This is a genomic window from Thermoactinomyces sp. CICC 10523, from assembly GCF_016055105.1.
Lineage (GTDB): Bacteria > Bacillota > Bacilli > Thermoactinomycetales > Thermoactinomycetaceae > Thermoactinomyces_A > Thermoactinomyces_A daqus.
On the sequence record NZ_JAECVX010000001.1, the window covers coordinates 45,031 to 58,444 of the forward strand.

Here is a 13,414-nt window from a genome sequence, read left to right on the forward strand (position 1 = left end):
CTCTTTTCTGTATGGTTACGACTATTATATAGAGAGATATTTCGATAGACAAATATTTTTCCAAGAAAAAATCCCCATCTTCACCGAGGAAGATGGGGGAGCAAAAATTTATACAACCAGGGAAAGCAACAAAGTTATAATCAGGCCGACGACGGAGAGGATCGTTTCCATCACCGTCCAGGTCAATAAGGTTTCTTTTACCGACATGCCAAAGTACTCTTTAATCATCCAGAAGCCGGAATCGTTTACATGAGACAGAATCAATGATCCGGCCCCTGTCGCCAACACCAGCAGCTCCGGACTGGTTCCCGGAATGGCCGCTGCGATTGGTGCGACAATTCCAGCCGAGGTCAGCATGGCAACGGTCGCGGATCCCGTAGAGACTCGAATAAGAGCCGCAACCAGCCAGGCGAGCAGGATCGGGGACAGATGGGAGTGTTTGGCCACATCGGCAATCGAATCACCCACGCCCGAATCGAGCAGGACCTTGTTAAAGGCTCCCCCTCCACCGATCACCAGGAGAATGCTTGCTGTCGGGGCCAGACAATCATTGGAAAACTTCAAAATCAGATCGCGATTAAATCCTCGCAGTTTACCCAAGCTGACAAAGGAATAAAGCGTGGCGAGCAGGAGGGCGACCACCGGGTCCCCGATAAATTTCAAAATTCGATGGAGCTGACTGCCGGCAGAGATCCAAAGATCGGCAAAAGTGGATAAGAGCATCAGGATAACCGGAAGGATAATGGTGAAAATCGTATTGCCAAATCCGGGCAATTCTTTTTGCTCACGCGTCACCAATTGTTTGGCCATCGATTCCGGAACCGTTTTATGAATGCGCTTCCCAATCCATTTACCATAAAGGGGCCCTGCGATCATCGCAGCCGGCAAACCGACGATCAAAGCGTACAAAATGGTCAGACCCGTATCTGCCTTGAAGATTCCCACCGTTGCCATCGCAGCCGGATGGGGAGGGACGATCCCATGGACGATCGAAAGTCCTGCAACAAGCGAAAGTCCGATGGGAACGAGAGACATTCCTGTTTCAACGGCAATGGTAAAAACAAGCGGAATTAACAGGACAAATCCAACTTGAAAAAATACAGGAATACCTACAATAAAAGCAACAAACATCATAGCCCAATGAATATTTTTTTGTCCAAAGCGCTTAATCAGCGTTTGGGCGATCCGCTCGGCTCCACCTGATTCCGCCATCATTTTTCCCAGCATCGTGCCAAAGGCCAAAACGATGGCGATAAAACCGAGGGTATTCCCCAATCCGGTCTTGATCGAATCAATCACTTTATCTAACGGCATACCCGCAGCCAGACCGACACCGACCGCGGTGATGATCAAGCTAATGAACGGGTTGAGCTTAAGCCATGTGATCATCAATAAAAGGGCAACGATTGCTACGAATATGACGACTAACAACATTGTTAAAATCAACCTCTCTTCTCATGACTGCGTTGAAAATCGGCAATTTGGCGGAACTCATCCTTCATTTTGTGAGCCAGCTGATCGTAAATGGCGTAAAGAGACCGATAAACCTCGTGATTGTTCTGGTCCGGCAAAAGCTCGCTCGATACGGATATCCTTTTCTTCACTTCTTCAAGATCAGAGATTTCACCCAGACTCAATTGAACCAAAGCCGCCGCCCCCAGCGCCGAGGCTTCCGGACTTTGCGGGACAAATACCGTTTTGCCCAAAACATCGGACAGGATTTGCAACCAGACAGAAGAGCGGACAAACCCGCCGGATGCCCTCACTTCATGAATGGAACCCGCCAGTTCTTCCAAAACGGAGGTGACGGAATGCAGGCTGAAACAGATTCCTTCGAGAATCGCGCGTAAAAAATGGGCTTTGCCGTGTCGCAAATTTACTCCGAAGAAACTGCCGCGCATGTCCGCATCCCAATATGGAGCGCGTTCCCCTGTAAAGAACGGCAGACAGAGAAGGCCCTCCGCTCCGGCCGGAATTCCTTGCACCTCTTTCAGGATGAGGTCAAAAGGATTTCCGACTTGCTGCTTCACTTTCTCCCAGTCTTCTTTGGCAAATTGATCCCGGAACCAATTCATCAGGATTCCACCGTTATTGGTAGCTCCACCGATCACCCATTTTTCCTCGGTCAGGGCATAGCAGAAGATCCGTCCCTTTTCATCGGTTACCGGCCGATCAGTACTTGTGCGAACCGCTCCGCTCGTCCCAATGGTCAGGGCCACCTCACCGGGCCGGGTTGCTCCAACTCCGACATTGGCCAAAACGCCATCGCTCGCACCGATGACAAACGGTATGTCCGGATGCAAATTCATTTCCGCAGCAAGGCTTTGATCCATGCCTTTTAATACGGTAGTGGTGGGAACCAGGCGGGACAATTGATCATCTCGGATGCCCAAAAAGTCAATGATCTCCTCATCCCACTCTTTCCGCTCCAAGTGAAACATCCCTGTGGCTGAAGCGATGGAATGGTCAACCACATACTCTCCGAACAAACGATGCAGCACATATTCCTTAATAGAGATAAATTTTGCCGCGCGCTGAAATAAATCGGGCTGTTGCTCCCTCAGCCACATGATCTTGGTGAGCGGCGACATTGGATGAATCGGCGTACCCGTACGGCGGTAAAAAAGGGTTCCCTCTGTCATTTGTTTTAATCGTTCCGCCTGTTCGACGCTGCGGCTGTCTGCCCAGGTGATCACCGGGGTGAGCGGCCGATGATCCTGATCCATCACCATCAGGGAATGCATCGCGGTACTGAAACCGATTCCAATAATAGCGTCAGAAGAAACACCCGCTTTAAGAATCGCCGTTTTGACGGATTGAACAAAGGCGTGGAGAATTTCTTCGGGATCTTGTTCTGCCCAGGAAGGGTGCGGTTGATTGAGCGGATAAGACACAGAATGACTGGCGATCACCCGCCCGTTCAGATCGAACAAGACCGCCTTTGTACTGGTTGTACCGATGTCTACCCCTAATACATATGACATAAAAACAACTCCTTGCTAAATACAAATCACACCATCATTCACTTCTCTGATTATACCTCTATGAAACCGGTAACACAACAGATTGCAAATTTGCCAGAAAGCCATGAGCGTTTAATGAGGCTGAAATTCCTCGGCTCATGGCTGATAAAATGCATATTTCTATTCACTTACGGTAACCCAACGTTTTTCCCGATCGCTTTTCAGGATGGCATCAATGATCTTCATGATTTGATGACCATCATGGAAATCGGCAAAAGTTCGGCTCCGTTTCCAATCTTCTCCCCTGTTCGCCATCTGCACAGACTGATAAAACCGGATCAATAAATTTTTCAAACCGTCCGGCCACCCTTCCTGATGTCCGCCCGGATAATGAGCCAAAGACGCGGCGGAGCCGGAGAGCAGTGCAGGATCCCTCAGCAAGTGCCGGTTGGCTTCATTGCGGAAACCCTGCCACAATTCGTTTGGTTTTTCCTGATCCCAGGCGAGCGCCGATTTTGTTCCGGCTATTTCAAAAAATAATTTGTTCTTCCGCCCGGCATTTACTTGGGAGATCGTAAAGGATCCCAAGGCTCCATTGGCAAAATGAACCAGTACGACTCCGCAGTCCTCGGTTGTTACGCGGACATCCTCCACATCCGCTTCTGCTGGCTGATGGAAAGTCTCCACATCCCGTTTCGGTTTTTTCCGGATCGGATGTACGGTTTTCAGATCAGCAAACACTTCAGTCACTTTGTGGCCCAATACGTGTTGCACGGTATCGCACCAATGTGACCCGATATCTGCCATGGCCCGGGAAGGCCCGTTTTTTTCCGGATCCAGACGCCAATTATAATCAGTCGGATATAAAAGCCAATCTTGTAAGTAACCTCCGAAAACAAGCTGGATTTCCCCGAGGTGTCCACTTTGGATCGCCTGTCTTGCTTCCTCCACCATCGGGTAATGACGGTAATTGAAGCAAACGCCGTGAACCTTCTTTTTTTGCTCCGCCAACTGTGCCAATTCGGCTGATTCTTCGCTGGAAATGGCCAGCGGCTTTTCAGACAACAGATGTTTTCCCGCTTCCAAAATCATTTTGTTCAACGAAAAATGAAGGTGGTTTGCGGTGCAATTATGAATCACCTCCACTTCCGGATCATGAATTAAATCCTCATACCGGCCATACGCTTTCTTTATGCCGTAACGTTCAGCAAGCGCTTCCGCCTTCTCCCGGTTGCGTGAAGCAATGGCAATTACCTCTGCATCCGAAACCCGGCTCAATGCTTCCATATGGGACTGTGCCGAAAAACCTGTGCCAATGATTCCTGTTTTGATCTTTGCCAAAATCTTCCCTCCCTGACCATGATTCAGATTTCCTTATGAATATTCAAACAGGAACAGGAAAACGTTTTCACCCCTATTTTAACGAATTCTTATATTTTAATAAATAATAATCTTTATGACAGGGATTAGCATTCGCAACCGGGCTGAATTTTCCCTGCCACAACTGCAATTGTTACTGTTATAACCATTCAGTCTAACCCCCCGGATAGAAGTCCCACGATGTTCTGTCTTTCTCCCTGTTGGTCCGGTCTTTTTAACGTTCATGCATGAAATTCCCATGATAGAGACGACGGCAAAGATCGTTTGCATAAATGTTCATTCTCTTTATGCATGTTCCTGCCTCTTCCTTCCATTCTGCTTTGCTTTCCACTTGCGATGTTGTTATACTATAAGGCAGGACTTTTTCCAAAACTTGAGATCAGATAAGAAAGCAGGTGGATCTGATGACCACACCAAACACAAAACCATATCGCATCCTCTTATATTATAAATATGTTCCAATTGAAGACCCGGAAAAATTTGCCGATGAACATCGGGCTTTTTGCCGGGAATTGGGGGTACGGGGGCGGATCCTCGTCGCCAAGGAAGGGATTAATGGCACGCTTTCCGGCACGGTCGAACAGACGCAAAAATATATGGACTATATGAAACAGCATCCCTTGTTCCACGACATGCCTTTTAAGGTGGACGAGCATGAAAAACATGCTTTCAAAAAATTATTTGTCCGCCCCAAGAAAGAGCTGGTTACCTGGAGACTCAATCCTGAGGACAACGTTGATCCCAATCAATTAACGGGCAAAAAGCTGTCGCCCAAAGAGTTTTATGAAATGCTGCAACGGGATGATGTGATCGTACTGGACGGGCGCAATGATTATGAATATGATATCGGGCACTTCCGCGGGGCCATTCGTCCCGGAGTAAAAACCACCCGCGAATTTCCGGAATGGATTCGCCAGAACATGAGCCAGTACAAGGATAAACCGATTATCACGTATTGCACGGGTGGAATTCGCTGCGAAAAACTGACTGCCTTTATGCTGAAAGAAGGCTTTCAGGATGTTTACCAGCTGGACGGGGGCATTGTAACCTACGGTAAGGATCCCGAAGTCAAAGGAAAGTTGTGGGACGGAAAATGCTATGTCTTTGACGAACGGATTTCCGTACCGATCAACCAAACGGAACAAGTGGTGGTCGGCAAATGCTATCACTGCGGCCAACCGGCTGACCGCTATATCAACTGTGAATATGACATGTGCCATAAGCAGCACATCTGCTGCCCCGACTGCGAAGAAAAATATCAAGGTTACTGTTCCAAAGAGTGCGAGGAAAAAGATTTGGTCAAATACGAAGGATAAAGCGAGAGCCTGCTTCCCGGCGAAGCAGGTTCTTTTGTTCCGTCTCTCGTTTTTATCTGCATCAATCGATTATAATGTGGATAGCCGGTTCCTAGGTTAATGAGGTGAAAATCATGAATCTTAAGTTAAATGGAAAAATTGCCCTCGTCACCGGTGCGGGACGTAAGAAAAGCATCGGAACCGCGATATGCCGCCAATTGGCCGGTCAGGGAGCAGATATCTTTTTCACTTACTGGCAGGATCATGATGGTATGGAGTCTGAAAAATGGCCCGATCGCTTGTGCAGCGAGATTCAATCCCTCGGAGTCAAATGCCGCCATTTGGAACTGGATTTGGCTGATCCCAATGCACCGGACCGCCTTCTGGATGCTGTGGTAGAAAATTTGGGCCTTCCGTCCATTTTGGTAAACAATGCCGCTCATTCCACCCGGGACGGTTTTATGGCACTGGATGCAAAAACACTGGATGACCATTACTATGTAAATGTGCGGGCCACCTGTCTGCTTTCTGTGGAGTTTGCACGCCGCTTGCAGCAGGCGAAGCAAAACTGGGGACGAATTATCAACCTCATTTCCGGACAAGGACAGGGGCCGATGCCCGGCGAATTGGCCTATGTCGCCAGCAAAGGAGCCATCGAGGCCTTCACCCTTACTCTCTCCGCTGAACTTGCTCCGCTTGGCATCACCGTGAACGCAGTCAATCCCGGCCCAACAGATACCGGGTGGATGACAGAAGAAATAAAAGAACAGTTGCGCCCCCAATTTCTGATGGGACGAATCGGCCTTCCCGAAGATGCGGCCCGGCTCATCGGATTTCTGGCCAGCGATCAGGCCGGGTGGATCACCGGACAAACGATTCATTCAGAAGGCGGCTTTCTTCGCAAGTGAAAGCGGCTTCTCTTTCACGGCAACAGAAAAAGGGTTAAGAGATTTGCCTCTTAACCCTTCACCTGTGGTTTTCATTTCTTTCACGTGCCCACCGGACTGATTTTTTGTTCAAGCCGGGCGAGCATGTCTTCCGTCATCTTCTGCAAATCGTACTCCGCCTTAAATCCCCACTCTTCTTTTGCCGCAGTGGCATCAATCGAATTAGGCCAGCTGTCTGCAATCGCCTGCCGAACAGGGTCAACATCATAATCCAATTGAAAGTGCGGAAGATGTTTTCTGATTTCGGCAGCAATCTCCTCAGGTTCAAAACTCATCGCCGTCACATTAAACGAATTGCGGTGTTTCAACTTTGCAGGATCGGCCTCCATCAGCGCAACGATTGCATTGAGTGCATCCGGCATGTACATCATATCCATATAAGTCCCTTTGGCAATATAAGAAGTATATTTCCCGGAACGAAGCGCTTCATAATAGATCTCCACTGCATAGTCCGTGGTTCCCCCTCCCGGCGGGGTCATGTAGGAGATCAGCCCCGGGAAGCGAAGCCCTCTCGTATCGACGCCGAACTTATGGTAATAGTAGTCGCACAATAACTCGCCCGCCACCTTGTTTACCCCGTACATTGTCGTCGGTCTTTGGATCGTATCCTGCGGAGTATGATCTTTTGGCGTGGTCGGCCCGAATGCCCCGATCGAACTGGGGGTAAAGAACTGACACTTCAGTTCCCTGGCCACTTCAAGCGCATTCACGAGTCCGCCCATGTTCAAGTTCCAGGCGATCAGCGGTTTGGACTCAGCCGTGGCCGATAACAAGGCAGCCAGATGAATAATCGTATCCACTTGATTTTTTTTCGCAATCTGATACATGGCGTCGGCATCGGTCACATCCAGAAGTTCAAACGGACCGGAATGGACAATCTCCGTATCGTTTTTTCTGATATCGGTCGCGATCACATTGTCCGCCCCGTACAACTTGCGCAACTTCAGGACGAGTTCAGATCCGATTTGCCCCAATGCACCTGTAACAAGAATTCTCTTCATAACACTTCCACCAACCCAACCTGCGAATTCGATTTAAATAATTCCCAGCTCTTTCCCCACTTTTTCATAGATGGAGATCGCTTGATCCAGCATTTCCCTGGTGTGTGCCGCCGTCGGCATGTTGCGCACCCGGCCCGTTCCCCTCGGTACCGTCGGGAAAACAATCGCCTTGGCGTAAACTCCTTCTTCGTTTAAACGTTTGCTGAACTGCTGTGCCAATACTTCGTCTCCGATAATGCACGGTGTAATCGGCGTTTCGCTGTGGCCGATGTCAAAGCCCAGTTCCTTCAATCCTTTTTTCAAATAATCGCCGTTATTCCACAGCTTTTCCTGCAACTCCGTGCTGTCCATCAAAATTTCAATCGCTTTCGTGCAGGCAGCCACATCCGCCGGCGTTAACGCGGTGGAGAACAAGAACGGTCTGCTTCTCACTTTCAGCCAATCAATCAGATCCTGTTTTCCGGCCACATAACCGCCAATGACCCCGATGGCTTTGGATAAAGTACCGATCTGGAAATCGATTTTATCGGATAAGCCAAAATGCTTCACCGTGCCGGCACCGTTCCCGAGCACGCCGGAACCATGTGCATCATCAACGTAGGTGATCAAATCGAATTCTTCGGCAATCTCGACAATCTCAGGGAGTTTGGCGATATCGCCGTCCATGGAAAACACACCGTCAGTGATGACCATGATTTTGTTGAATTGGCCTGATTCTTTCGCTTCTTTGGCCTTTGCCCGCAAATCATCCATATCGGAATGGTTAAAGCGGATGATTTTCGCTTTGGAAAGGCGACAGCCGTCAATGATCGAAGCATGGTTTAACTCATCGGACAGAATGGCATCGTTTTTATCCATCACTGCTGAAATCGCTGCCATATTGCAGTTAAATCCAGATTGAAAGGCGATCGCAGCTTCTGTGTGTTTAAATTCGGCAATCTTTTTCTCCAGGTTCACATGGATTTCCAATGTTCCGTTGATGGTGCGAACAGCGCCAGCACCCACCCCGTATTCTTTGACGGCTTCAATGGCCGCTTTTTTCAGCCGTTCATCAGTCGCCAACCCCAGATAGTTGTTTGAAGACAAGTTGATCAACTCACGGCCGCCAATCTTGATCACGGGGCCGTTAGGGCTTTCCAGCGGGTCGATCACATTGTAAAGCCCCCTGCTCTTGAGATCCTCCAAATTCTCCTGTAAAAAAGCAGCTAATTTTTTGCTTGCCACAAGCAGATCCCCCTTTTAAGGAAATGTACATCTGTCCGTGATAGAAAGACAATCAGCCAGAGCGAAAATATTGATATGTAAAGGATTTTAAAGACATTCTAACACATCTTCCGCAAAATGTCTTTATGTAACGGACAAAATCCGACTATTTCCAACCCGACAGTCTCTTTTTTATTAGCATGGATTGCTTATCATATTTTATGCCTTCAGCAGAAAATGGTCCGCTTCAAAAAAAGATGAAAGCGGACAAAACAAAGTTATATGAACGCTTTTTCCGGCTGATTGACGCGAATCTCCTTGATCTCCTCAAACACAAAGCGGAAATCGGCTTTCCCATCTGCCTTTTCTGCAATCACCAAAAAAGGACGGTTATAGTAAAGATGAGTCGGCATCACGACTTCCAATGCCCTCTCCAATTTCTTCTCTCCCAATATCAGTTCCAGCGGATCCATCTCCAGTTTCATGGGACGAAGAATGGTTAAAATGGAGTGAACTTTTAAGCCTTCAAAGAAGCATTCTTCTCCTTTGATTTTGAAAGGATATGATCCGTTTTTTGTATGAATGGTAAAATCATCTCCCATATAGTCGGCAAGCGGCACTTTTCGTCCCGGAACCCGGAGCAGATGAACGATCATCTCCAGTTTTCCGATCCGTTGTTTAACAAAGCAACGTTCGATTTTCCCTTTTGATTCCGTCCAGCCGCTTCGTGAATCCGAAGATGACCTAAAAGCGAAAAAAGCTCCTTTCACAATCCCGTCGATCAAAGACTCCCCGGATTGGGAAAGATGCTTTCCGTTCGCTTTCCGACTGCCGTAATCCGTGATCGGCACTGTAAATGAGGAGGGGGCCACCCGGCATAAACGGAAACCCGTTTCAATTTTTTCTATTTTATATTGCTCTCTTAACCTTGTCTCGACATAGAAACAATCAAATTCATTCAATTCTTCTTTTGATACCCGATTCATCTGCTTCCCTCCTTTTTTTGTATTTAATTTTATTTCTCGGTATTGGTTATAATTTCCTGCCAGGGAGGCGACAAGACGAAAATATGTTCGTACACGCCGAAGATAAAGACGCAAAATACAGTGGATGAAAAAAAATTTTTCGACTTTGCGAGGCGTTTCGCTTTTTGCAATCCGTGTTAAAATGGACATAACCCGTCTCTCATGACCTTGGCGGGCTTTTTATATGACATTTCATCCCGTTTTCTACATAAGTGATTTAGTAATGAATAGACCAAGTTCCGAATTCCACTTGCCGAAGGAGGTGCCAATTTGGAACCCGTCATTGTCTCACGGCGCCTGCCGGAAAATATCAACCGGATTGTCGCCCAATTTCCCGAAGAAGTGCAGGAGTTTTTTTTGGAAATGATCAGTGCGGACCGTTCCAAACAAACGATCGCCAACTATGCTTATGACTTCTCCCTGTTCTTCGATTTTCTCAAGTCGCGGAACAAAACGATATACCAAACGGATCCGATGACTATCAAGCGATTCTTTCGCCATATTGAAAACGGTTATGAACGAACGGTCTATGTCAAATTGAAGAAAAAGGACCCCAAAACAGGGGAAATAAATGAAGAATGGGTCAAGCGGAAGCATTTTCGCGAAAACTCACGCAGCGGTAAACAAAGGAAACGGGCCTCTTTACGCTCGCTGTTCCGCTATCTGGTGAAAACGCATGTCCTGGAACGGGACCCGATGGAAGAATATGAGGATGCCACTTTAAAATCACGTTCCCGACAGAAGGTACCGGTCTTTTTGACCCGTGAAGAAGCCTTGCGGCTGATCGAAGCGGTTCATTCCTATCATCAGAAAAAAAACAGAAAAAGCCGCGACTGGATGGAAATGAGGGATTTGGCGATTATTCTCATGTTTCTCAACACCGGGATGCGGGTCTCCGAATTGATCGGACTCAACCGCAACAGCATTCAGGCCGACGGGGATCTGATTCGCGTCATCATTATCGGTAAAGGCGGCAAAGAACGGATGCTCAAATTGAATCAATCAGCGGTGTCCGCCCTGAATGATTATCTTGCGCTCAGGCCGGAAGAAGGGGTTCCGCCCTCTGACCGTGAGGCCTTGTTTTTAAATAAAAATCTTCAGCGCTTAAGCCGTAAAGGGGTTTCTGAAATCATCAAAAAATATGTCGCCGAAGCCAATCTCCCCCCAAAAGCCGCCAACATTTCCCCGCACAAGCTGCGGCACACGCTGGCGACACTGCTCCTGTCCAACGGGGAAAATTTGCGCGTGGTTCAGGAGATCCTCGGCCATTCCAGCATTCAGACCACCCAGATCTATACCCACGTCATCAATTCCGAAAAAGATGACGCATTAGACCGATTGAATATTTGATCGCCTTCCCGTTTCGAGAACAAACATTCTGGCAAATGTTTGTTCTTTTTTCTGTTTTCATGTATACTTAAAATAGAAAAAAGAGGGAACGTGTCTCAGTACATATAGGGGGATGAGAAAACCATGAAAAAACTCTCGCCGCGACAGAAAGCGATCTTGGAATACATACAAAAAGAGGTACTGGAAAAAGGATATCCGCCATCGGTTCGCGAAATCGGGGAAGCGGTGGGGCTGGCTTCAAGCTCAACGGTTCATGGTCACCTGGCCCGCCTGGAAAAAAAGGGGTACATACGCCGGGATCCAACCAAACCACGCGCGATCGAACTTTTAAATCGCCCTGATCTATCCGTTAAAAATCAGGTAGAAACGGTCATGGTTCCCCTGGTGGGGAAAGTGACGGCCGGCGAACCGATTACGGCGATCGAAAACATAGAAGATTACTATCCGCTTCCGTTGCGTCTCGTCGGTCCGGATCAAACCGTCTTTCTGTTATCCGTCCGGGGCGACAGCATGATCAACGCAGGAATCCTCGACGGGGATTATGTCGTCGTCCGTCAGCAGCGAGTAGCAGAAAACGGGGATATCGTGGTCGCCATGACTCCTGACGGAGAAGCGACGGTAAAACGCTTTTTCAAAGAAGCAGACCATATTCGCCTGCAACCGGAAAATGATCGTTTGGAACCGATCCGTCTCCCTGAGGTAACCATTCTGGGAAAAGTGATCAGTTTAATACGCGAAGTGATATAGAGGCACCCCGTTTTTTTCAGAAGGACTCACCCGTACACTCAAAACCCTCACAATCCGGTGAGGGTTTTTTCAACAACCGCCCTATCCTTCAGCTTCGGTAATTATCTTTAAATTCCTTGTTTTTAGAATATATCAAATTCCGTAATTCAGTCTTTTCCGGTCCGGACTGCTGCCACTTTCAAAATGATCGCCGTCACCGTTCAACCCTTCGGCGGAACAGCAGCACCGATCTTTGTCCCAGTCAAATTCACATGAAAAGGAAAAGCAGCAACCAATGACCCTGGCTGCTGCTTTTTTGCTCAGCGATTTTCCTTGACGAATCGTTCAATCCGGTCAAGTGCCTGCTCCAATTGCTCCAGTGAAGTGGCATAGGAGATGCGAATGTGATCGCTTGAGCCAAAACCGCCCCCCGGAACAACAGCAACCAGCTCTTTTTCGAGGAGAGCGGCCGCCCATTCCTCCGGTGTGCGGTATTTGCCCGATTGATTCAGCGCTTCCCGAATGTTGATAAAGGCATAAAAAGCGCCATCGGGTTTTTGACAGGAGAATCCCGGGATTTCATTTACCCTTTCAACCACATAATCGCGGCGTTTTTTAAATGCTTTTTTCATCTCTTCGACGGGTTGCTGCGTTCCGGTAAGTGCGGCAATTGCAGCATATTGAGCAATCGAAGTGGGGTTGGAAGTGCTGTGATCAGATAAACCGGACATGGCCTTGATAATCGGCTCCGGCCCGGCAGCAAAACCAATTCGCCATCCGGTCATGGAATAGGTTTTGGATACACCGTTGATGATGACGGTATGTTGATAAAATTCAGGGCCAAGACTGGCCATGCTCACATGATGCTTCTCTTCATCATAAATAAGATGTTCATAGATCTCATCGGACACGATTAAGATCCCGTTTTTCACACAGACTTCCCCGATGGCTCTTAATTCTTCCTCTGAGTAGAGCATACCCGTCGGGTTGGATGGGCTGTTGAGAATCAAGGCCTTGGTTCGCTTCGTAATCGCATTTTGCAATTGTTCGGCCGTAATCTTAAATTGGTTTTCCTCTTTTCCTTCGATTACGACCGGGTTGCCGCCGGCCAGCTTGACTTGCTCCAGATAGCTTACCCAATAAGGCGCTGGTACAACCACTTCATCCCCATCGTCGAGAAGAACTTGAAACAGGTTGTACAAAGCGTGTTTCGCTCCGACCGTCACGATAATCTGACCGGGTGTATACTCCAGCCCGTTATCCTGTTTCAGTTTAGCGATAATCGCTTGTTTCAGCTCCGGAACACCACTGGAAGGCGTATATTTGGTTTTACCGCTGTCCATCGCCTGCTTGGCGGCATCCAGAATATGTTCAGGCGTGTTAAAATCGGGTTCCCCGGCACCGAGCCCAATCACATCGTATCCTTCCTGTTTGAGCGCTTTTGCTTTTGCTGTGATAGCCAGGGTCGGTGATGGTGACAATTGTTGAACTCGTTTCGATAATTTAAACATCGAGCCCCTCCCC

11 protein-coding genes are annotated in these 13,414 nt (G+C 48.1%); 4 read left to right on the plus strand and 7 right to left on the minus strand.

Annotated features, from left to right (window positions below):
• Nucleotides 1-108: 108 nt before the first annotated feature.
• The 3 genes from I8U19_RS00240 to I8U19_RS00250 form a co-directional block, all read right to left on the minus strand.
• The gene (locus I8U19_RS00240; protein WP_198054893.1) at nt 109-1,434 is read right to left on the minus strand and encodes a GntP family permease; all 1,326 of its coding nucleotides are present in this window, start codon (nt 1,432-1,434) and stop codon (nt 109-111) included.
• An 8-nt stretch (nt 1,435-1,442) separates the two neighbouring features.
• A complete protein-coding gene (locus I8U19_RS00245) occupies nt 1,443-2,984 on the minus strand; it encodes a gluconokinase (RefSeq protein ID WP_198054894.1) in 1,542 nt (513 codons plus the stop codon).
• 159 nt (nt 2,985-3,143) lie between these two features.
• Nucleotides 3,144-4,304, minus strand: a complete 1,161-nt coding sequence (locus tag I8U19_RS00250; RefSeq protein WP_033101574.1) for a Gfo/Idh/MocA family protein — start codon at nt 4,302-4,304, stop codon at nt 3,144-3,146.
• Between the two features lie 443 nt (nt 4,305-4,747).
• Here I8U19_RS00250 and trhO point away from each other — a divergent pair, with 443 nt between their 5' ends.
• Nucleotides 4,748-5,659 (plus strand): oxygen-dependent tRNA uridine(34) hydroxylase TrhO, encoded by a 912-nt coding sequence (gene trhO, locus I8U19_RS00255; protein ID WP_033101573.1) that lies wholly within the window; start codon nt 4,748-4,750, stop codon nt 5,657-5,659.
• A gap of 113 nt (nt 5,660-5,772) precedes the next feature.
• Complete coding sequence (locus I8U19_RS00260; RefSeq protein WP_033101572.1) at nt 5,773-6,546, plus strand: SDR family oxidoreductase; 774 nt, start codon at nt 5,773-5,775, stop codon at nt 6,544-6,546.
• Between the two features lie 80 nt (nt 6,547-6,626).
• Here the strand turns inward: I8U19_RS00260 and I8U19_RS00265 are convergent, their stop codons facing one another.
• The 3 genes from I8U19_RS00265 to I8U19_RS00275 form a co-directional block, all read right to left on the minus strand.
• Nucleotides 6,627-7,586, minus strand: a complete 960-nt coding sequence (locus I8U19_RS00265) for an L-threonine 3-dehydrogenase (protein ID WP_033101571.1) — start codon at nt 7,584-7,586, stop codon at nt 6,627-6,629.
• 33 nt (nt 7,587-7,619) lie between these two features.
• Nucleotides 7,620-8,810 (minus strand): glycine C-acetyltransferase, encoded by a 1,191-nt coding sequence (locus tag I8U19_RS00270; RefSeq protein WP_198054895.1) that lies wholly within the window; start codon nt 8,808-8,810, stop codon nt 7,620-7,622.
• Between the two features lie 257 nt (nt 8,811-9,067).
• On the minus strand, nt 9,068-9,775 hold the full coding sequence (locus I8U19_RS00275) for a hypothetical protein (RefSeq protein ID WP_033101569.1): 708 nt from the start codon (nt 9,773-9,775) through the stop codon (nt 9,068-9,070).
• 309 nt (nt 9,776-10,084) lie between these two features.
• On the opposite strand from I8U19_RS00275, the gene I8U19_RS00280 reads away from it, so the two are divergent.
• Nucleotides 10,085-11,164 carry a tyrosine-type recombinase/integrase gene (locus I8U19_RS00280; RefSeq protein WP_198054896.1) on the plus strand — a complete coding sequence of 360 codons (1,080 nt, stop codon included), beginning with the start codon at nt 10,085-10,087 and terminating at the stop codon, nt 11,162-11,164.
• 123 nt (nt 11,165-11,287) lie between these two features.
• Entirely contained in the window at nt 11,288-11,911 is a 624-nt protein-coding gene (gene lexA, locus I8U19_RS00285) for a transcriptional repressor LexA (RefSeq protein WP_033101567.1), read from the plus strand.
• Nucleotides 11,912-12,210: 299 nt separating this feature from the next.
• Here lexA and I8U19_RS00290 read toward each other — a convergent pair whose 3' ends face one another.
• Nucleotides 12,211-13,401, minus strand: a complete 1,191-nt coding sequence (locus I8U19_RS00290) for a pyridoxal phosphate-dependent aminotransferase (RefSeq protein ID WP_033101566.1) — start codon at nt 13,399-13,401, stop codon at nt 12,211-12,213.
• Nucleotides 13,402-13,414: the final 13 nt, after the last annotated feature.

What these genes read in the sequence shown, in the direction of transcription:
- lexA (WP_033101567.1), top strand. Translation starts at nt 11,288, where the DNA reads ATGAAAAAACTCTCGCCGCGACAGAAAGCGATCTTGGAATACATACAA.
- I8U19_RS00265 (WP_033101571.1), bottom strand. Translation starts at nt 7,586, where the DNA reads ATGAAGAGAATTCTTGTTACAGGTGCATTGGGGCAAATCGGATCTGAA.
- I8U19_RS00290 (WP_033101566.1), bottom strand. Translation starts at nt 13,401, where the DNA reads ATGTTTAAATTATCGAAACGAGTTCAACAATTGTCACCATCACCGACC.
- I8U19_RS00240 (WP_198054893.1), bottom strand. Translation starts at nt 1,434, where the DNA reads ATGTTGTTAGTCGTCATATTCGTAGCAATCGTTGCCCTTTTATTGATG.
- I8U19_RS00245 (WP_198054894.1), bottom strand. Translation starts at nt 2,984, where the DNA reads ATGTCATATGTATTAGGGGTAGACATCGGTACAACCAGTACAAAGGCG.
- trhO (WP_033101573.1), top strand. Translation starts at nt 4,748, where the DNA reads ATGACCACACCAAACACAAAACCATATCGCATCCTCTTATATTATAAA.
- I8U19_RS00260 (WP_033101572.1), top strand. Translation starts at nt 5,773, where the DNA reads ATGAATCTTAAGTTAAATGGAAAAATTGCCCTCGTCACCGGTGCGGGA.
- I8U19_RS00275 (WP_033101569.1), bottom strand. Translation starts at nt 9,775, where the DNA reads ATGAATCGGGTATCAAAAGAAGAATTGAATGAATTTGATTGTTTCTAT.